Origin of the sequence: Flavobacterium suaedae, assembly GCF_014642915.1 — a bacterium.
GTDB classification, from domain to species: Bacteria; Bacteroidota; Bacteroidia; order Flavobacteriales; family Flavobacteriaceae; genus Flavobacterium; species Flavobacterium suaedae.
In genome coordinates, this window is sequence record NZ_BMJE01000001.1 from 174,492 (window position 1) to 193,732 (window position 19,241).

A 19,241-nucleotide genomic window follows, 5' to 3' on the forward strand; every position below is an offset into this window, starting at 1 on the left:
GAATGTAATTGGGCGTAATTTTGTACAAATTTACAGTATTAAAAATAAAACAAAGCTTATGGCTATCATTATAACAGACGAATGTATTAATTGCGGTGCTTGCGAACCTGAATGTCCTAACACTGCAATATATGAAGGTGCAGATGACTGGAGGTATAAAGACGGTACAGCACTTAATGGTACAGTAGTACTTCCTTCGGGGGAAGAAGTTGATGCAGATGCACCACAAACACCTATTTCAGACGATTTATACTATATTGTTCCAAGTAAATGTACCGAATGTAAAGGTTTCCATGATGAACCGCAATGTGCGGCGGTATGCCCTGTAGATTGTTGTGTGCCTGATGATAATCATGTAGAGAGTGAAGAAACACTGCTTAACAGACAGGCGTTTTTACATAATGAATAACCTGCAATAGGTACTAACAAAAAACAAAAAATCCCGAACATCATCTTCGGGATTTTTTGTTTTTCATAGCAATTAATATATACTCTATTATTTTTTGATAAGCGTATACGTTTCTACTACAACACCTTCGCCATCATTATCATAACTTTCTACAACAAAGTCTCCATCTTTGTTAAAGTACCCGAATGATGTTTTATCATCTGTTTTATAAATAAAATTCCCGTTAGATGTTTTTCTTAATACTCCGTAATCAAGATTATCCGGTGTAGAAATTTTATACCCTCTGCGGTCTTTAACAAACATATAGTTTTTGCCATCCATAGTGTAGTATGTAGTAGTACCCATTTGTGTGGCAATACCATCACCCGAAATGGTTTCTGATTTTGTTACTTTAACCGGAGTGTCCTTTATATCCTTATTAAGTTTATTTCCTTTTTCTTCCTTAAATTCAATATCCTGAACTTTATCCGTTTTCTCTGTTTTTACTATTTTTTTCTTTTCAGTACCATTATCAACAGTAACAGTAGTAGTTTTAGTTTCTTCGGTTACATTTTTATTAACCTTTTCCTGAGCGTACATGCCTGCGCTAAGCCCAAGCATTACAATTAAAGCTATCTTTTTCATGTTTTTTCTTCTTTTTTGGTTTGTATAGTTACAAAAGTAATTTTGCAGTGTTAAAATAGCTGATAACAAAAGCATAAAGTATTTATAAATCATACTGCTACATACCTTGCAGTTACACTGTATTTTTAATTTCAAAAACTTATATTTGCAGCCTTAAAAACACAGTTACTAATGAAAGCAGGAATAGTAGGATTACCAAACGTAGGTAAATCAACCCTTTTTAATTGTTTATCTAATGCCAAGGCGCAAAGTGCAAACTTTCCTTTTTGTACTATAGAGCCTAACGTAGGTGTAGTAAACGTACCCGACCCAAGACTTGAAAAACTTGAGGAACTTGTAAACCCGGAGCGTGTACAACCGGCTACCGTAGAAATTGTAGATATTGCAGGCCTTGTAAAAGGAGCCAGTAAAGGAGAAGGTCTAGGTAATCAGTTTTTAGGTAACATAAGAGAGTGTAATGCTATTATACACGTACTGCGTTGTTTTGATAACGATAATATTGTTCACGTTGACGGTAGTGTAAACCCTATTAGAGACAAAGAAACAATTGATATAGAACTACAGCTTAAAGACCTTGAAACTGTAGAAAAACGTCTTGAAAAAGTAAAAAGAGCGGCTAAAACAGGTAATAAAGAAGCACAGGTTGAAGAAGCACTTTTAACCAAAATAAGAGAAGTTTTACTGGAAGGTAAATCGGCTAGGGTAGTAGAGCCTGCTAACCAGGATGAGGAAGAACTGCTTGAAGACTTCCAGCTTATTACTACTAAACCTATACTATATGTATGTAATGTAGATGAAGGTGCTGCTGCAACAGGTAACGAGTATGTAGAAAAAGTAAAAGAACTGGTTAAGGAAGAAAATGCCGAAGTTATTGTACTGGCTGTGGGTACAGAGGCAGATATTACCGAACTGGAAACATACGAAGAGCGCCAAATGTTTTTGGAAGACTTAGGCTTAACAGAACCGGGAGCTTCTGCATTGATACGCGCTGCATATAAACTCTTACGCCTGCAAACCTACTTTACCGCAGGAGTTAAAGAAGTACGTGCGTGGACTATAAACATAGGTGATACCGCACCACAAGCAGCAGGTGTTATACATACCGATTTTGAAAAAGGATTTATCCGTGCAGAGGTAATTGCTTATGACGATTATGTACACTATGGTAGTGAAGCTAAAGTAAAAGAGGCAGGAAAACTACGTGTTGAGGGTAAGGAGTACATTGTGAAAGATGGTGATGTAATGCACTTCCGATTTAATGTGTAACAGCATTGCTATAGCGATATACAAAAGGGAGGTAAAGTTTTAACTTTTACTTCCCTTTTATTTTTACATATATATGTTTTATATGCTTGTTTTCAACATTTCTTTCATCTACTACAAACTCTTTGGTTAACGATTTTATTAAAGGAGTAAGTTTAGGATAGCCATAATTTCTGGGGTCAAAATCAGGTTTTTTCTTCATGATTAAAGCCCCTACTTCAGCAAGAAAAGCCCATCCGCTATCATCTGCAATATCGTCTACTGTAGTTTTTAAAAGTTTAATAAATTTACTGTCAATAGCATCAAATTCAGTAGTATTAGGTGCGCTCTGTGCTGCTTTTCCTTTCGAAATCTCTTTGTTACCTATTATTTCTATATAAATAAATTTATCACAGGCAACAATAAAAGGCTTAGGTGTTTTCTTTTCGCCAATCCCGAAAACAGTTTTGCCGGATTCCCTTAACCGAATAGCAAGCCGGGTAAAATCACTATCGCTGGAAACAAGGCAAAAACCATCAACCTTTTCACTATGCAAAATGTCCATAGCATCTATTATCATAGCAGAATCGGTAGCGTTTTTACCGGTAGTGTAACCATATTGTTGTATAGGCGTTATGGCATGTTCCAGTAAAGCAGGTTTCCAGCCCGAAACGGTTGGTTTAGTCCAGTCGCCATATATCCGTTTTATAGTAGGTAAACCAAATTTAGCTATTTCATCGAGCATACCTTTTATATTAGAGTAAGGTATATTATCAGCATCAATTAAAACAGCTAATTTTAAATCATTTTTATTTTTCATAGATTCTTTTAAGAAGTCTTACCAAAGGTACACTTTTATTCCTATATCAGTTAATTTGCTTATTTACAGCAATGAGGAAGCGAAAGAAGCCGATAAACTACGGGTAGAAGGTAAAGAATACAGAGTAAAAGACGGCGATGTAATGCACTTCCGTTTTAATGTGTAAATAGTATTTAGATATTTAGCATTGAGTATAGAAATTAGCATTGAGTATAGAGATAAGATCCCGCCATTGGTGGGATTTTTTAATATGACTCCCAACCGGGACCTTTTCTCTCTCCACTGTACGGTTGTGTTATTATAAGGTGGTTTAATAATTCAGGATTTTCTCTTCGTTTTATTGCCTTATGCATTTTAAGAAGTATTTTTATCAAGAATATTATTTCTTCTTTTTCCGAATCATTTTTAATTAGTTTAGCAAGAGCCATTTGAGTAGCTTTCCAAAAATAAGCTCTGTTTTCCGGAGTGAATTCTCTTAAGTCAAACACAAACATTATAGACCCTTCAATTCCTTCACGGAAAAAACCTCCAAATCCATTATATTCATCTTCATCGGTCATAACAAGTTTAATAAGATAATTATAGAAATCTTCAGCTCCATCTAATAATTTAATCTCATCATTAATGAGTTTAAGCATATAGTTCATCCAACTCCATCTTCTGCAAAAACCTCTGCCATCTTCTAAATACCAAAATCCTGAAGCCATTTTTTTCTATTTATCTATTTTACTTTGTGAATAAATTTTTTCCTGTTCTTATAGAAAGGGTTAGTTTCAAAAGTAACTATCTTTCTCAATTCCTTAACATTTTAAACTATGTATTTTCTTAATTTTATACAACAACCAAAAATTTTAAAAATGAAAATATTAGCTTTTGCCGGTAGTAGCAGTAATCAATCTATAAACAAGCGTTTCGCAATCTATACCGGTAATTTGTTTGAAGATAAACAACTGGAAATTTTAGACCTTAATGATTACGAACTCCCATTATTTAGTGTAGACAAAGAAGAAGAAATAGGAAAGCCTGCTATAGCCCGTACTTTTCTTGATAAAATAGACTGGGCAGATGTACTGGTACTTTCGGTAGCGGAGCATAACGCAGGATTAACGGTAGCCTTTAAAAACATATACGACTGGGCTTCCCGCCAAAGGGTTAAAGTATTTGATAATAAACCGATGCTCCTGCTTTCAACTTCACCGGGAAAAGGGGGCGGTAAAAACGCCGTGGAAGCTGCTCAAATAATTTTTAAACGCTATGGCGGTAATGTAAGGGCTACTTTTTCATTACCTTCTTTCAACGATAATTTTGATATTGAAGCCGGTAAAATATCCAATAAAGAGCATGATGATGCGTTAAAGGATATTATACGCAACTTTGATTATGGCAAAGAGCCGTCTTAAAAAAACAGTACGTTTCATAAAACAATTTATACTAGCCTTTATAGCTGTTATTACAGTATATATACTGGCTACATTTATATTTTCAATAATTCCTGTTAACAGTAACATTGCCAATCAGGGAGATATAACTGTTTATATAAACTCCAACGGTGTGCATACCGATATTGTAGTACCTGTAAAAAACAATATAAAAGACTGGACAACAGTTATACCATTCAGTCATACCATAGCAAATGACAGTTTAGCCCAATATGTAGCATTTGGGTGGGGTGACAGGGCTTTTTATTTGGAAACCCCGCAATGGAGCGACCTAAAAGCTAGTACGGCTTTTAATGCCGCTTTCCATTTAGGAACATCGGCAATGCATACCCGCTTTTACAGAACATTACAGGAAGATGAAGAATGTATTAAACTTAAAATAAGTAAGAGTAATTATAAAAAACTGGTTACTTATATTGATAATAGTTTTGCCTATAGCGAAAGTAAACAAGTAAAGTGGATAGCAAACCGTTCCTATAATAATTATGATGCGTTTTACGAAGCCAAAGGTAAATACAGTTTGTTTTATACCTGTAATACATGGACTAACAACGCATTAAAAGCTGCTAACCAAAAAGCCGCATTATGGACACTTTACGATAAAGGAATATTATATCATTATGATAAGTAAACTATTAAACAGAATAACTTTAAAAGCAATTTTCCCTACAATTCTTTTATGTACAGGTTTAATCCTTACAGAGTTTTGTAAAATGTTTAAATATACAGAGTACCATGACTATATGGCTTATGGAATTGTTTTAGGTTATTTAACATTATTGTTTTCTATTGTTTTTAGTTTTGTGTGCTCTTTAGAAGTATACAGGGAAATGAAAGTAAATTTTAAGCGATATTATATTTTACTTCTGCTATTAGCGCTATTGCCTCTTTTTTTGTTTATATTCCTTATGATACTATTTGCTTTATATTAAATATAGCTTTGGCAATATTTTTGGTTATAAATAACCATGAAAAAGTATATTCTTACAATAACATTATTATTTTGTTTGTTCTCCGGTATAGCAACCGCTCAAAGCTATACACAGGTAGATGAAAAAGTAAAAACATATCCACAGAAGTTCTCAAGTATAGAGAAATTAGCTGAGCAAATTAATTCAGACTTTACTAAGGACGATGAAAAAGCCCGTGCCATTTTTACATGGCTCGCATTGCATATACAATACGCTTATAAAGCCTTCGGTGCAAACCAAAAGCCTATAGCATATACCTTTAAATCGCAAGAGGAAAAATTAGCCAAAGAGAAAAAATTTAATGAAGACTTAGCTCTGAAAACCTTGCGTACCCGTAAGGCAGTGTGTCAGGGGTATGCAACCTTATATATGCTGGTTGCCGAACAGGTAGGACTGGAAGCTCAGGTGGTTTCGGGAACATCAAAAGCACATTATACACACATAGGTAGAGTTCCAAGTTTAAATACCAGTGACCATGCATGGAATGTGGTTAAAATAGATGGAGAATGGAAGTTGATTGATGTTACATGGGCTGCAGGTTCAGTAACAGGAAATCCCCCAAAATTTGAGTTTGATTTTAATGATAAATACTTTTTTACAAGCCCTGAAGTCTTCTTTTTAAATCATTACCCTGATGATGAAAAATGGCTGATGCTTAATGCTTCAAAAGACGATTTTACAGCGCTGCCGTTATATTTTGGTAATGCTATAAGAGAGGGCTATAAATTTCTTGTGCCTAATATTGGTACACTTACCAGCGACAGAAAAACAGGACTATTAATACCTTTTAAAGTTGAAAACCTAAAACCACAAGACAGGGTTGATTATGTGTACAGCAGCGAAAGAGTTTTTAAAAATGTAACGCCTACATTCAGTAATGGGGTTGCAACATTTTCTATTCCGTTAGAGAGGAATTACAGTGGGTATTTAACGGTATATATCAACGGAGAGTCTGCCATTTCATACAGGGTTACAAGGCAATAATTAGGAAAATAGTCAAAAAGATGCTTTTTTATGCTTTTTGGTGATAAGTTTCCGCATTTGCTACTTTCATCTTTACGGCAGATATATTAAATTAGCACAAAATCCATAAATTTTTCTATGCTGGAGCAAAATCAGTACACTGAAGATAACATCCGTTCACTTGACTGGAAAGAGCATATACGTATGCGCCCGGGTATGTACATTGGTAAGTTAGGGGATGGTTCTTCACCTGATGATGGTATATACATACTTTTAAAAGAGGTTCTGGATAACTCTATTGATGAGTTTGTAATGGGTACAGGTAAAACCATTGAGGTTTCTGTACGCGATAAAACGGTTACCGTACGTGACTATGGTAGGGGTATTCCGCTTGGTAAAGTGGTAGATGTAGTATCTAAAATGAATACCGGTGGTAAGTATGATTCCCGTGCGTTTAAAAAGTCAGTAGGGTTAAACGGTGTAGGTACAAAAGCCGTTAATGCCCTTTCTACATTTTTCAGGGTAGAATCAGTAAGAGATAATCAGCAAAAAGCTGCGGAATTCTCTGCCGGAGAAATTACCAATGAAGAAGATGTTATTGAAACCACAAAGCGTAAGGGTACAAAAGTATCCTTTATTGCCGATGAGACTATCTTTAAAAACTACAAGTACCGTAACGAGTATATTGTAAAAATGCTTAAAAACTATTGTTACCTGAACAGAGGGTTAACAATAATTTTTAACGGCGAAAAATTTGTATCGGAAAACGGACTTAAAGATTTACTTAGCGAAAATATAAGCGAAGAAGACATGCTATACCCAATTATTCATCTTCAGGATGATGATATTGAGGTAGCCATGACGCACAATAAAACCCAGTATAGCGAGGAGTATTACTCATTTGTAAATGGGCAGAATACTACACAAGGGGGTACACACCTTAGTGCTTTTAGAGAAGCAGTAGTACGAACAGTAAAAGAATTTTACGGTAAAAACTTTGAGGCTGCCGATATTAGAAAAAGTATAGTAAGCGCTATTAGTATAAAAGTTGAAGAGCCTGTTTTTGAATCGCAAACCAAAACAAAACTGGGTTCTACTGATATGGGGCCTAATTTACCTACGGTACGTACTTTTATAAATGATTTTATAAAAACCAAACTCGATAACTTTTTGCACCGTAACCCGGAAGTTGCCGATGCTTTACTGAAAAAGATATTACAGGCAGAGCGCGAGCGTAAAGAGCTTTCGGGTATCAGGAAGTTAGCACGAGACAGGGCTAAAAAAGCCAGCTTACACAATAAAAAACTAAGGGATTGCCGTGTACACCTTACCGATAGTAAAAACCCAAGAAGTTTAGAGAGTACCCTGTTTATTACAGAGGGGGATTCTGCATCGGGTTCTATAACCAAGTCTAGGGATGTAAACACACAGGCGGTATTTAGCCTTAGAGGTAAGCCGCTGAATTCATTTGGCATGAGTAAAAAGATTGTTTATGAAAATGAGGAATTCAACTTATTACAGGCAGCACTAAATATTGAGGAGGATATGGAAAACCTCCGTTATAAGAATATAGTAATCGCTACCGATGCCGATGTTGACGGTATGCACATACGTTTACTGCTTATAACCTTCTTTTTACAGTTTTTCCCTGAGTTAATAAAAGAAAATCATCTTTACATATTGCAAACACCGCTTTTTCGTGTGCGTAATAAAAAAGAAACAATATATTGCTATAGCGAGGAAGAGCGCAGAGCAGCTATAGAAAAACTAAAAGGTAAACCTGAAATTACCCGATTTAAAGGACTTGGGGAGATTTCACCTGATGAATTTAAACACTTTATAGGCGATGATATTCGTTTAGACCCTGTCATGCTGGACGGTGCAACTTCTATACAAACCATGTTAGAGTTTTATATGGGTAAAAATACACCTGACAGGCAAGAGTTTATTATAAACAACCTTAAAGTAGAGCTAGACGTAGTTGACGACGAAGAATAGCGAACACTTTACCAAAAAGAAAAAGTACTAACATATCAAATAGAATTTGAGGGTATTACATGAGCGAAGATAACTTTGAACCTCAGGAAGGGGAAGAACTTTACGATAATACAGAACATCAGGAGCAGGGCGATACCATAACCAAAGTTACCGGTATGTATAAAGACTGGTTTTTGGATTATGCTTCATACGTTATACTGGAAAGGGCAGTACCGGCTATAGAGGACGGTTTTAAGCCTGTGCAACGCCGTATAATGCACTCGCTTAAAGAGCTTGATGATGGCAGGTATAATAAAGTAGCCAATGTAGTAGGGCACACTATGCAGTATCACCCGCACGGAGATGCCAGTATAGGTGATGCTATGGTACAAATCGGTCAGAAAGATTTGCTTATAGACACTCAGGGTAACTGGGGTAACATATTAACAGGCGATAGTGCTGCTGCACCACGTTATATAGAAGCAAGACTATCTAAGTTTGCTCTGGATGTATTATACAGCCCAAAAATTACCACATGGCAACTATCGTATGACGGTCGTAAAAATGAACCTGTAAATCTGCCTGTAAAATTCCCATTATTATTAGCACAGGGAGCAGAGGGTATTGCAGTAGGACTTTCTACCAAAGTATTACCTCATAACTTTAATGAGCTGATAGATGCTTCAATAAAAATATTAAAGAATAAACCGTTTACTATATATCCAGACTTCCCAACTGCGGGTATAGCGGATATGTCTAATTATAACGAAGGTATGCGTGGCGGACGTGTGCGTGTGCGTGCCAGAATTAATCAGGTTGATAAAAGTACACTTGCCATAACCCAAATACCTTTTAGTACGACTACATCATCCTTAATTGACAGTATTTTAAAGGCTAACGATAAGGGTAAGATAAAAATTAAGAAAATAGAGGATAATACCGCTGCTGATGTAGAGATATTAATTCATTTACCTACAGGAGTATCGCCGGACAAAACTATTGATGCCTTATTTGCTTTTACAGCCTGTGAAACATCAATAGCACCATTAGGTTGTGTTATTCAAGACCATAAACCACTATTTATAGGAGTTAAGGATATGCTTAAAATGTCTACTCACCAAACGGTAGACTTATTAAAGCGTGAACTTGAAATTAAGCTTGATGAATTGGAAGAGCAATGGCACTTCCTTTCGTTAGAGCGTATATTTATAGAAAACAGAATATACCGCCTTATTGAAGAAGAGGAAACTTGGGAAGGCGTTATAAAAGCTATAGATGAAGGACTTAAACCTTTTACTAAAAACTTAAAAAGAGCTGTTACCGAAGAAGATATTATCAGGTTAACAGAAATTCGTATTAAGCGTATTTCTAAGTTTGATATTGATAAAGCTCAAGAAAAAATTGAGGCTCTTGAAGGAGAAATAGCTCAGGTTAAGCATCATCTTGAACATATTATTGATTTTGCTATAGATTATTTCCGTAACCTGAAAGAAAAATACGGTAAAGGCAGGGAGCGTAAAACAGAACTTCGCAACTTTGATAATATTGAGGCGGCAAAGGTTGTGATGCGTAATACTAAGCTGTATGTAAACCGTTCGGAAGGTTTTATAGGTACAGGTCTTAAAAAAGATGAATATGTTGCTGATTGTAGTGATATAGATGATGTTATTGTTTTCCTTAGAGATGGTAGCATGATAGTTACTAAAGTAGATGTAAAAACCTTTGTAGGTAAAGACATATTGTATGTGGCTATATTCACAAAAGGCGATAAGCGTACTACGTATAATATGATTTACCGTGACGGCAGGTCGGCACCTTCTTACGTAAAGCGTTTTAATGTAACATCGGTAACCAGAGACAGGGCTTATGATCTTACAAGAGGTACAAAAGGCTCACAGGTACTGTATTTTTCAGGGAACCCTAACGGAGAAGCTGAGGTAGTTACTATTTATCTGAGACAAATAGGCAGCATTAAAAAGCTGAAATTTGAAATTGACTTTGCAGATATAGCTATAAAAGGACGAGCATCTAAAGGTAACACGGTTTCCAAATACCCAATTAAACGTATTGAACTTAAAGAAAAAGGTATTTCTACTTTAAAGCCAAGACGTATTTGGTTTGATGAAACAGTGCAACGACTTAATGTTGAGGGTAGAGGAGAGCTTCTGGGTGAGTTTAAAGCAAATGACAGGTTATTGATAATTAATCAGTCAGGAAAAGTGAAAACTATTATACCGGAGTTAACTACTCATTTTGATGAAGATATGATAGTATTGGAAAAATGGAAGCCTACTAAACCTATTTCCGCTATTTATTATGATGGTGATAAAAAACGTTACTACGTAAAACGTTTTGTAATAGAAAATGAAAACAAGGAAGAGCTGTTTATCTCTGAACATGAAGCCTCGCAGTTAGAAATAGTATCTACTGATTATAAACCTGTGGCTGAGATAGTATTTTCTAAAATTAAGGGTGTACAAAAAGATAATTTAGTTATAGAGCTTGAAGAGTTTATAGCAGTTAAGGGTATAAAAGCGCAAGGTAACCAGTTAACTGCTGATAAAATAAAGCAAATAAACTTATTAGACCCATTACCTTTTGAAGAGCCAGAGGAAAAAGAACCTGAGGATATTGAAGTGAAAGATGAGAGTGAAATATTGGACAGCGATGATAAAAGTGAGCTTGATGATGACGGACAAATAACTATGAGTTGGGATTAATTAAATAAAAAAACAGCCCTGTAAAACTTAGGGCTGTTTTAAAAACTAAGAAAAAAGACAATTATTTTTTAATTACTATTTTATGTTGAGATTTTGTTCCGTTTACTTCTAAATCTAACATATACATTCCGTTTTGAAGTCCTGAAACATTTATAGTATTTGCTGTAGCAGCATTCATTACATTTCTACCGGACATATCATATATAGTGTAATTTACATCAGCACCCAGTGTATTACTTATAGTTATTTGAGAAGACGCCGGGTTCGGATAAATTACTAATTCGTTAGTATCAAATTCTGTAGCACTAAGCGGTACCGAAGGTAACTCTACAAGCGCACCACCATTAGCAGTAGCAGCCCATAATCCAAAAGCAGGTCCATTACTATTCATAGTAGGGTCTAAAAAACCACTTGCCAATACTGTTATTGCTGCACCTTCTAAATTTAAGGTAGCAAGAGGAGCATCATATCTGGCAACAACTGTATTGCCATCGGCAGTTGTAACATCAAGTGTGTAATCCGCTGTAGCCAATTCTAAGTAACCGTCAAAGTTACCATACATAATGTCATCTACCACTGTGCCTGCAGGAACACTACTTTCTACTACATCAACTGTAGGAGCATCAGTTGCACCATGGAATACCAGAACATCTGTATTACTACCGTCCGTTGCCATTTCTCTACCCATCGCATAAACATATAATCCAAAAGGTTCATCGGGAGTATATCCTGAATCACTAACTATACCATTAGCTATAACAATATAAGTTTCATTAACATCAAGTGTTGTTGTAAGGTTATAAATACTTTCGCTTGCCGATGTACTTGTAGAAGGAGCAATATCAATTGATATTTCTTCATTTGCCGGAGCATCTATAAAAGGAGTAGCTGTTCTGAAAGCAAAATCATCCTGTAAAATTTCACCATTTAGATAAACATCTACTGTTTGAGCAGCTAAATCGGCAGAATTGTGTATTACCTGAACTCTTGCTGTAAGTTCTGCTGTTGGTAACTCTACAAGAGGTCCACCGCTTGCTGTAGCAGCCCATAATCCAAAAGCAGGTCCTTCACTATTCATAGACGGGTCTAAAAAACCACTGGCTAATACTGTTATGGCTGCACCTTCTAAATTTAAAGTAGATAATGGTGCCTGGTATGAAGCTACAGTTGTACTACCATCGGCAGTAGTAACACTCAATATGTAATCATCAGTAGGTAATTCAAGGTAGTTACCGTTAAAATCGCCATACATAATATCATCTACTACTGTACCTGCACCAAGAGCAGTTACGTCAACAGTAGGTGCATCTGTTGCACCATGAAATGCTAATACGTCGGTATTGGTACCTGCTGATGCATTTTCTCTACCCATAGCATAAACAGAAAGTTCAAATGGTTGTGCAGGTGAGTATCCCGTTTCACTTACTATTCCGTTAGCTACTAAAATATACGTTTCACCTTCTGTGAGAGTAGTGCTTAGTGTGTATATACCATCAGCATCAGATGTGCTTGTAGATGGAGCTACAACAATTTCTATTTCAGTTTCAGCAGGAGCATCTATAAATGGAGTAGCTGTTCTGAAAGCAAAATCATTTAATAATATAGTTCCGTCTAAATATACATCTACTTCATCAGCAGCTGCATCTGCACAGTTGTGTATTACCTGAACCCTTGCATTTTGTGCTGTGGCTGTTAAGCCGATAAGGGCAAACATTAATGTAATAAGCTTTGTAAAGTTTTTCATTTTTATAGATTTTTTTTGTTTAACATTGAATAAAATTAATTAAACAAAAATAATTTTGCACTTTTAGATTAGTAACTATAAGAAATAATTAACGGTTGTTTAAAATTATTTTTTCACATATAAAGTATTAATTATAAGTTTATTATAGGCTTTTTACGGATTTGTGTAAATAATGAAAGTTATAAAAATTAAACAAAAAACGACAGCTATATAGCTGTCGTTTTTTGTTATGAAAAATATTTTGTTATTTATTTTTTCTCATTTTCATATTTAGGAATTCTACTGCCAGTGAGAAAGCAATAGCAAAGTATAAATACCCTTTTGGTACGGCACCTACATGTTGCCCGGCAAGTTCAGCCCCCGAAAGATGCATACTTTCCGTTATTAGCATAAAACCGATAAGTATAAGGAATGCAAGACCTAAAATTTGTATCGATGGGTTTTTGTTTACAAATTTACCTACCGGCACTGCAAACAGCATCATTACACTAACAGATATTACTACAGCAGTAATCATAATGTATAAAGCACCTTCCAGTCCGTTGGTCATACCAACAGCTGTCAATATAGAGTCTACAGAGAATATAAGGTCAATTAAAAGTATTTGCACAATAACATTAGAAAACGACTTTTTAGCTACTGTCTCTAAACTCTTTTCCTCTTCGCCTTTATGATCTACTTTTTCGTGAATTTCTTTAGTACTCTTATAAATCAGGAAAATACCACCGGCTAAGAGTATGAGTGCCTGTCCCGTAAAACTGGCACTAAACCACCCCCAGTTTACACTAAACCAAGGCTCTTTCATTGCAACAAGCAGGCTAATACCAAATAGTAGTCCTATACGCATAAACATAGCGAGAAATAAACCTATTTGAGTGGCTTTCTTCCGGTTTTCTTCCGGTAATTTACCTGTAACTATCGATATAAAAATAATGTTATCAATACCCAGTACAATTTCAAGAAATGTAAGGGTTAAAAGTGCAATCCAGGTATCCGGGCTGGCTAAAAATTCCATAGTCAGTTAGTTTATTTTAGTAACAGTTCCTTTTTGTTTATTATTATCTCCCACAATTGAAAACTCAAAAGTATACGTATTATCATTCGTGGTAAGTATTTTCATGTGTACTGCTTTTTGCTCCTGCATGTTTTTAGGATTAATTTTTTTCAAAATATATTCGCAGTCATTTATCCAGCGTATTGATGATGTATCTGTTTTACCCTCAAAAGTTTCTACTTCAATAGAGTCATTACGCTCAAAATAAGTAGTTTGTTTTTTACCATTTATTTCATGTTCAAACTTAAACTTACCTGTTTTAAAGTCTTTACAGTTACGTTCCTGATTATAACAAGACGATAACAGTATAACACAAAATAAAGATAATAGAAGTTTAATTTTCATTTTCAAAAAGACTGTTAATTATTGTTTTTATTCCTTTTGCCATAAATAAAATAGCCAAAAAGCAAAAAATGATTCCCAATCCTAAAACAGGTATAAACAGAGGGTGACCTTCATTTTTAAAAGAAATGTGTATTACAACAGGACCTAAAAAAAATAGAGGTAGCGCCCAACCCATATAGGTTAGTCCTTTCATTAATATTTTCTTATTTGTTGGCATAACTTTCTATAGCTTTTCTTACACTTTTATGCTCGCTAAGTAACTCTTCTGCTGTTTGTTGCGAAACGTTTAGCTCACCCATAACCATTCTCACACCACGATTTACAAGCTTATTATTACTAAGTTGCATATCTACCATTTTATTTCCTTTTACTCGTCCTAATTGTACCATAACAGCGGTTGATATCATATTAAGCACGAGTTTTTGTGCTGTACCGGCTTTCATGCGTGAGCTTCCTGTTACAAATTCAGGACCTGTTACAACCTCAATAGGGTATTGTGCTGTTTGCGATAGCGGACTACCTGCATTACAGGTTATACACCCCGTAATAATGTTATTTGCATTGCATTTCTCTAATCCGCCAATAACGTATGGAGTAGTACCCGAAGCAGCAATACCAATTACTACATCGTTACCATTTATGTTGTATTCAGATAAATCTTTCCAAGCTTGGTTGTTGTCATCTTCGGCAAATTCAACAGCTTTTCGTATAGCAGTATCGCCCCCTGCAATTAATCCGATTACCAAATCGTGCGGAACACCGAAAGTAGGAGGGCATTCCGAAGCATCTACAATACCCAAACGACCACTAGTTCCTGCGCCTATATAAAATAATCTTCCGCCAACTTTCATTTTATCAACGGTTGCTTGTACAAGTGCTTCTATTTGCGGGATAGCTTTTTCTACAGCAAGCGGAACGGTTTTATCTTCGTTGTTAATATTACGAAGTAAATCGCCTACAGGCATGTTTTCCAGTTGGTTGTAATTAGAATCTTGCTCTGTAGTCTTGGTAAAAGACATATAGTTGTAGTTTTAACCGTAAAATTAGATAAAATACGCCAAAATAACCCCTAATATTATAACTAATAGCTTAGCCATATTAAATTTATGCCCTTCGCTGCTTTCAAATATTATGGTTGAGGATATATGGAACAGTATACCTACTACTATTGCAGAAACTTCTTTATAATATTGCGTAAGGAAATCAAAATGTCCTGAAATTAATGTTCCCAGTGGTGTCATAACAGCAAATGCCATCATAAACAGTAAAATTGCTGTTTTGTTTAAACCGGAATTTACAAAAAAAGCAGTGAGTATAATAGCAATAGGGAAGTGGTGTATGGCAATACCCCAAGCTAAATCATGTTGATGGTTTACCGGCATGCCCTCCATTAGCGCATGTATACATAAGCTTATAAATAATAGCCAAGGCATATGGTCTTTATGTTCATGTCCCTGTCCGTGTACATGCCCGTGCTCAGCGCCTTTAGAAAAGTACTCCAGTATTATCTGGAAAATAATGCCCGCCATTATAAATAACCCCAGCGGACTGTTGTGGTTATGTGCATGACCTCCGTGCTCATGAAGTTCGTGCGCATGTTCACCTGCTTCAATAGAGTACACTTCAGGAAGTAGGTGCATCACCGTGATTGACAGTAAGAAAGCACCACTAAATGCAAGTAATAGTTTAATGCTTTTAGGGTTAGAAGGTTTTAGTAATAATGCTACGACATACCCCAAAACAACTGAAACTAATGGTAATATATATATCATTTTATTTGAAAATCATGATTAAACGTTCAGACTCTTTTTTATCAAACTTATGTAGTTTGTAGTCCCCAAAAATATCAAGCAGGTATATACCAGCTTCTTCCATTAAAGCCTCAAAATCCTCAAGTTTTAAAGCCTTAACTTTTTCGGTATAATTATATTCAGTACCATTATCGGTAAATGATATATCTTTATAAATGTGACTGTCTTTTTCATATCGTTTAATATGAAAATCAATACCATCTACGGTTTTGGTTTCTTTGGCTACAAGGTTTTTTAGTACATAATCAACATTCATAAAGTCAATTACAGCAAAACCATATTCATTTAAGTTACTTTTTATAGCTTTTAAGGTAGTAAGGTTATCCTCATCATTTTCAAAATAGCCAAAACTGGTGAAAAGGTTGAAAACAGCATCAAACTTTTCAGCAAAAGGTTTTCGCATATCATGCACTACAAAATGCAGGTTATCATTACTGAATTTAGAGGCTTCTTCTATGCTTTTTTCAGATAAATCAGCACCTGTAACATTATACCCCAGTTTGCTTAAGTATTTAGAATGTCTTCCTCTGCCACAGGCAAGGTCAAGTATTTTAGCATTATCAGGCAGGTTAAGATATCGAGTTAAGTTTTCCATAAAAAGCCCTGCTTCGGCATAATTACGGTCTTTATATAGAATATGATAATAGGGTGTGTTAAACCACGATGCAAACCATTTTGCTTTGTCTTGTTGCATAGAATTTATTTGTAGCCGCAAATTTATTAATAATTATGATAAGCTACATTTAAATTTGTAAACAAATGCAATATTGTTGCAATAAAATATTTTATCCTTTTATCAGCTTTCTTATTTTTATTCTGAAAGCAGCAAATATTAAAGTGGTTATAGGGCTTAATATATTAAAGAAAGCGTATGGGAGGTATGATAATGTATCTACTCCTAATACCCCTGATTGATAGGCACCACAAGTATTCCAAGGTACTAATACAGAGGTTACAGTTCCTGAATCCTCCAGTGTGCGGCTAAGATTTTCAGGTGCAAGTCCTTTATCTTTATAGGCTTCGGCAAACATTTTACCCGGTACTACTATAGCTAGGTACTGGTCGGAAGCTGTAATGTTTAATGCTATACAGCTTGCTACCGTACTGGTAAAAAGCCCGAATATACTGTTGGCTATACTTAATAATGCTCGACTTATGGTTTTTAAAGCGCCAATAGCTTCCATAACACCACCAAATACCATAGCACATATAATAAGCCATATAGTATTCAGCATTTTGGTCATACCACCGGCAACGAACAACTCACTTAATGTTTTATTTGAAGTTTCTATAACTGTTTCTACTGTAATAGCATTCATTACACCTTTATAGCCTGAAATGAAGTTTAGTGTTTTAGCTCCTCCGGCTTTAGCTACCAATTCGGGCTGAAATATAACCGCAAATGCTCCGCCAAGTAATATACCCAGCATTAAGGCTATAAGTGGCTCAGTTTTCTTTACAATAAGTATTATTACAATAACAGGAACTATAAATAGCCGGCCGTTAATATTAAAAATTTCTGTTATTGCAGTTTGGGTAGATACAGTATCTGTAGAACCTGATACATCTTGTGTTAATCCCAGTATGATAAATAAAATAAGTGTAACAACTAATGTAGGGACTGTTGTAAACGTCATATAACGTATGTGTGTAAACAAATCAGTTCCTGCCATAGCAGGGGCAAGATTGGTAGTATCTGATAAGGGAGACATTTTATCGCCAAAATAAGCACCTGAAATAACAGCTCCGGCCACCATACCCAAATGTATACCCATAGCACCGCCAATGCCTACCAATGCTATACCTACGGTTGCAGATGTTGTCCATGAACTACCTGTAGCAATAGATATTATAGCACATATTACTACACAAGCAGGCAGGAAAATATCAGGGTTAAGTATTTGTAAGCCATAATAAACCATAGCAGGTATAATACCACTTAACAGCCATGTGCCTGAAAGTGCGCCTACCATTAAAAGAATTAATATAGCACCTGCTGTAGATTTTATATTTTTTGAAACTTTGCCTAACATTGTACTGTAAGGTACTTTATGGGTAAAGCCTACTATAGCAGCTATTGCACCTCCTAAAAGTAATACAAACTGGTTGGAACCCGATAGTGCATCGTCGCCAAAAACATATACATTAAAAGCCAAAATGGCTACAAGTAATATAACAGGAATAAGTGCTTTAAATAAACTTAATTGTTTAGTAGTATCGGTAGCTTCAGGAGTAGTGTCCATGTATAAATTTCGGAATTTGAACCTGCAATTTACTAAAATTATATAAATGTAATTTTTACTGTCGCAGTTTCTGCTAAAAAAGAAATTTAATTGCTAAAACTTTTCGAATACTCCTAAACCAAATAAAGCGAAATCATATTTAACCGGGTCATTGCTATCCATTTCCCGTAATGCTACATCCAATTCTGCTAAGGCTTTGGCATCGTTTTGCTTACGATTAAGAATACCCAGTTTACGGGCTACATTACCCGAATGTACATCTAGTGGGCACGATAGGGCGGAAGGGGAGATACTTTCCCAAATGCCAAAATCTACACCTGTGTTATCTTTTCGTACCATCCAGCGCAAAAACATATTAATACGCTTAGCAGCCGAGCCTTTTAACGGGTCAGAAATATGCTTTTGGGTTCTTTGCTGGTGTTCTATTTCAAAAAAAGTCTTTTTAAAAACTGATATACTGTTTTGAAGGCTGTTATTTTGAATGTTTTTATTTAAAACAGCTTCCAGCCCGTTATGGTTAGTATAAATATGCTGTATCGCTTTAATAAAAGTGCTGAAATCAACTCCGTTAAAGGTGCGGTGTACAAAACCATCTAAGGCTTCTAAATGATGTTCTTTATGCTCCATAACAAAATCATACGGAGTATTCCCCATAAGTTCCATCATTTTGCGGGCATTATTGATTATCATTTTACGGTTTCCCCATGCAATAGTTGCTGATAGAAAGCCTGCTATTTCAATATCTTCTTTTTGGGTAAAGCTGTGCGGTATTTGTATCGGGTCTGATTCTATAAAATCAGGTTTATTATATAGTATTACTTTCTCGTCCAGAAAGGCTTTTAAATCCGTTGCATTTAGTGTCATTTCCATAATTGCAAA

At 35.5% G+C, this 19,241-nt stretch carries 20 protein-coding genes; 8 read left to right on the plus strand and 12 right to left on the minus strand.

From position 1 onward, the window contains the following. The first annotated feature begins 58 nt into the window (after window positions 1-58). Window positions 59-409: a 4Fe-4S dicluster domain-containing protein gene (locus IEW45_RS00815; protein ID WP_188619324.1), complete on the plus strand. Its 351-nt coding sequence runs from the start codon at window positions 59-61 to the stop codon at window positions 407-409. Window positions 410-496: 87 nt separating this feature from the next. On the opposite strand, the gene IEW45_RS00820 is transcribed toward IEW45_RS00815, so the two are convergent. Next, a complete protein-coding gene (locus IEW45_RS00820) occupies window positions 497-1,033 on the minus strand; it encodes a hypothetical protein (RefSeq protein ID WP_188619325.1) in 537 nt (178 codons plus the stop codon). Window positions 1,034-1,204: 171 nt separating this feature from the next. Here IEW45_RS00820 and ychF point away from each other — a divergent pair, with 171 nt between their 5' ends. Further along, a complete protein-coding gene (gene ychF, locus IEW45_RS00825; RefSeq protein ID WP_188619326.1) occupies window positions 1,205-2,299 on the plus strand; it encodes a redox-regulated ATPase YchF in 1,095 nt (364 codons plus the stop codon). A 46-nt stretch (window positions 2,300-2,345) separates the two neighbouring features. On the opposite strand, the gene IEW45_RS00830 is transcribed toward ychF, so the two are convergent. Next, the gene (locus tag IEW45_RS00830) at window positions 2,346-3,095 is read right to left on the minus strand and encodes an NYN domain-containing protein (protein ID WP_188619327.1); all 750 of its coding nucleotides are present in this window, start codon (window positions 3,093-3,095) and stop codon (window positions 2,346-2,348) included. Here IEW45_RS00830 and IEW45_RS14770 point away from each other — a divergent pair. Then, on the plus strand, window positions 3,094-3,261 hold the full coding sequence (locus IEW45_RS14770; protein WP_229665881.1) for a DUF933 domain-containing protein: 168 nt from the start codon (window positions 3,094-3,096) through the stop codon (window positions 3,259-3,261). The genes IEW45_RS00830 and IEW45_RS14770 overlap by 2 nt on opposite strands. A 79-nt stretch (window positions 3,262-3,340) precedes the next feature. Here the strand turns inward: IEW45_RS14770 and IEW45_RS00840 are convergent, their stop codons facing one another. After that, window positions 3,341-3,802: a hypothetical protein gene (locus IEW45_RS00840; protein WP_188619328.1), complete on the minus strand. Its 462-nt coding sequence runs from the start codon at window positions 3,800-3,802 to the stop codon at window positions 3,341-3,343. Between the two features lie 150 nt (window positions 3,803-3,952). Here IEW45_RS00840 and IEW45_RS00845 point away from each other — a divergent pair, with 150 nt between their 5' ends. The 5 genes from IEW45_RS00845 (at window position 3,953) to IEW45_RS00865 (ending at window position 11,165) form a co-directional block, all read left to right on the plus strand. Continuing rightward, the gene (locus IEW45_RS00845) at window positions 3,953-4,495 is read left to right on the plus strand and encodes an NADPH-dependent FMN reductase (RefSeq protein WP_188619329.1); all 543 of its coding nucleotides are present in this window, start codon (window positions 3,953-3,955) and stop codon (window positions 4,493-4,495) included. Further along, window positions 4,476-5,165 (plus strand): TIGR02117 family protein, encoded by a 690-nt coding sequence (locus tag IEW45_RS00850; protein ID WP_188619330.1) that lies wholly within the window; start codon window positions 4,476-4,478, stop codon window positions 5,163-5,165. The genes IEW45_RS00845 and IEW45_RS00850 overlap by 20 nt, the downstream gene beginning before the upstream one ends. A 337-nt stretch (window positions 5,166-5,502) precedes the next feature. Continuing rightward, on the plus strand, window positions 5,503-6,489 hold the full coding sequence (locus IEW45_RS00855; protein WP_188619331.1) for a transglutaminase domain-containing protein: 987 nt from the start codon (window positions 5,503-5,505) through the stop codon (window positions 6,487-6,489). Between the two features lie 117 nt (window positions 6,490-6,606). After that, entirely contained in the window at window positions 6,607-8,466 is a 1,860-nt protein-coding gene (locus tag IEW45_RS00860; protein WP_188619332.1) for a DNA topoisomerase IV subunit B, read from the plus strand. A gap of 59 nt (window positions 8,467-8,525) precedes the next feature. Next, a complete protein-coding gene (locus tag IEW45_RS00865) occupies window positions 8,526-11,165 on the plus strand; it encodes a DNA gyrase/topoisomerase IV subunit A (RefSeq protein ID WP_188619333.1) in 2,640 nt (879 codons plus the stop codon). 61 nt (window positions 11,166-11,226) lie between these two features. Here the strand turns inward: IEW45_RS00865 and IEW45_RS00870 are convergent, their stop codons facing one another. The 9 genes from IEW45_RS00870 to IEW45_RS00910 form a co-directional block, all read right to left on the minus strand. Further along, on the minus strand, window positions 11,227-12,909 hold the full coding sequence (locus IEW45_RS00870) for a T9SS type A sorting domain-containing protein (protein WP_188619334.1): 1,683 nt from the start codon (window positions 12,907-12,909) through the stop codon (window positions 11,227-11,229). Window positions 12,910-13,153: 244 nt separating this feature from the next. After that, on the minus strand, window positions 13,154-13,924 hold the full coding sequence (locus IEW45_RS00875) for a TerC family protein (protein WP_188619335.1): 771 nt from the start codon (window positions 13,922-13,924) through the stop codon (window positions 13,154-13,156). Window positions 13,925-13,930: 6 nt separating this feature from the next. Continuing rightward, a complete protein-coding gene (locus IEW45_RS00880) occupies window positions 13,931-14,308 on the minus strand; it encodes a DNA topoisomerase IV (RefSeq protein WP_188619336.1) in 378 nt (125 codons plus the stop codon). Further along, window positions 14,298-14,501 (minus strand): DUF6095 family protein, encoded by a 204-nt coding sequence (locus IEW45_RS00885; RefSeq protein ID WP_229665862.1) that lies wholly within the window; start codon window positions 14,499-14,501, stop codon window positions 14,298-14,300. The genes IEW45_RS00880 and IEW45_RS00885 overlap by 11 nt, the downstream gene beginning before the upstream one ends. A 10-nt stretch (window positions 14,502-14,511) precedes the next feature. Then, complete coding sequence (gene murQ, locus IEW45_RS00890; protein WP_188619338.1) at window positions 14,512-15,327, minus strand: N-acetylmuramic acid 6-phosphate etherase; 816 nt, start codon at window positions 15,325-15,327, stop codon at window positions 14,512-14,514. A gap of 24 nt (window positions 15,328-15,351) precedes the next feature. Next, window positions 15,352-16,080 carry a ZIP family metal transporter gene (locus tag IEW45_RS00895; protein ID WP_188619339.1) on the minus strand — a complete coding sequence of 243 codons (729 nt, stop codon included), beginning with the start codon at window positions 16,078-16,080 and terminating at the stop codon, window positions 15,352-15,354. Between the two features lies 1 nt (window position 16,081). Then, a complete protein-coding gene (locus IEW45_RS00900) occupies window positions 16,082-16,813 on the minus strand; it encodes a class I SAM-dependent methyltransferase (RefSeq protein ID WP_188619340.1) in 732 nt (243 codons plus the stop codon). A gap of 91 nt (window positions 16,814-16,904) precedes the next feature. Further along, window positions 16,905-18,362 carry a Na+/H+ antiporter NhaC gene (nhaC, locus tag IEW45_RS00905; RefSeq protein WP_188619341.1) on the minus strand — a complete coding sequence of 486 codons (1,458 nt, stop codon included), beginning with the start codon at window positions 18,360-18,362 and terminating at the stop codon, window positions 16,905-16,907. Window positions 18,363-18,455: 93 nt separating this feature from the next. After that, entirely contained in the window at window positions 18,456-19,226 is a 771-nt protein-coding gene (locus tag IEW45_RS00910) for a TIGR02757 family protein (protein WP_188619761.1), read from the minus strand. Window positions 19,227-19,241 lie beyond the last annotated feature (15 nt).

Coding starts and splice junctions, on each gene's coding strand:
- IEW45_RS00815 (WP_188619324.1), top strand. CDS start 59: ATGGCTATCATTATAACAGACGAATGTATTAATTGCGGTGCTTGCGAA.
- IEW45_RS00820 (WP_188619325.1), bottom strand. CDS start 1,033: ATGAAAAAGATAGCTTTAATTGTAATGCTTGGGCTTAGCGCAGGCATG.
- ychF (WP_188619326.1), top strand. CDS start 1,205: ATGAAAGCAGGAATAGTAGGATTACCAAACGTAGGTAAATCAACCCTT.
- IEW45_RS00830 (WP_188619327.1), bottom strand. CDS start 3,095: ATGAAAAATAAAAATGATTTAAAATTAGCTGTTTTAATTGATGCTGAT.
- IEW45_RS00840 (WP_188619328.1), bottom strand. CDS start 3,802: ATGGCTTCAGGATTTTGGTATTTAGAAGATGGCAGAGGTTTTTGCAGA.
- IEW45_RS00845 (WP_188619329.1), top strand. CDS start 3,953: ATGAAAATATTAGCTTTTGCCGGTAGTAGCAGTAATCAATCTATAAAC.
- IEW45_RS00850 (WP_188619330.1), top strand. CDS start 4,476: ATGGCAAAGAGCCGTCTTAAAAAAACAGTACGTTTCATAAAACAATTT.
- IEW45_RS00855 (WP_188619331.1), top strand. CDS start 5,503: ATGAAAAAGTATATTCTTACAATAACATTATTATTTTGTTTGTTCTCC.
- IEW45_RS00860 (WP_188619332.1), top strand. CDS start 6,607: ATGCTGGAGCAAAATCAGTACACTGAAGATAACATCCGTTCACTTGAC.
- IEW45_RS00865 (WP_188619333.1), top strand. CDS start 8,526: ATGAGCGAAGATAACTTTGAACCTCAGGAAGGGGAAGAACTTTACGAT.
- IEW45_RS00870 (WP_188619334.1), bottom strand. CDS start 12,909: ATGAAAAACTTTACAAAGCTTATTACATTAATGTTTGCCCTTATCGGC.
- IEW45_RS00875 (WP_188619335.1), bottom strand. CDS start 13,924: ATGGAATTTTTAGCCAGCCCGGATACCTGGATTGCACTTTTAACCCTT.
- IEW45_RS00880 (WP_188619336.1), bottom strand. CDS start 14,308: ATGAAAATTAAACTTCTATTATCTTTATTTTGTGTTATACTGTTATCG.
- IEW45_RS00885 (WP_229665862.1), bottom strand. CDS start 14,501: ATGAAAGGACTAACCTATATGGGTTGGGCGCTACCTCTATTTTTTTTA.
- murQ (WP_188619338.1), bottom strand. CDS start 15,327: ATGTCTTTTACCAAGACTACAGAGCAAGATTCTAATTACAACCAACTG.
- IEW45_RS00895 (WP_188619339.1), bottom strand. CDS start 16,080: ATGATATATATATTACCATTAGTTTCAGTTGTTTTGGGGTATGTCGTA.
- IEW45_RS00900 (WP_188619340.1), bottom strand. CDS start 16,813: ATGCAACAAGACAAAGCAAAATGGTTTGCATCGTGGTTTAACACACCC.
- nhaC (WP_188619341.1), bottom strand. CDS start 18,362: ATGGACACTACTCCTGAAGCTACCGATACTACTAAACAATTAAGTTTA.
- IEW45_RS00910 (WP_188619761.1), bottom strand. CDS start 19,226: ATGACACTAAATGCAACGGATTTAAAAGCCTTTCTGGACGAGAAAGTA.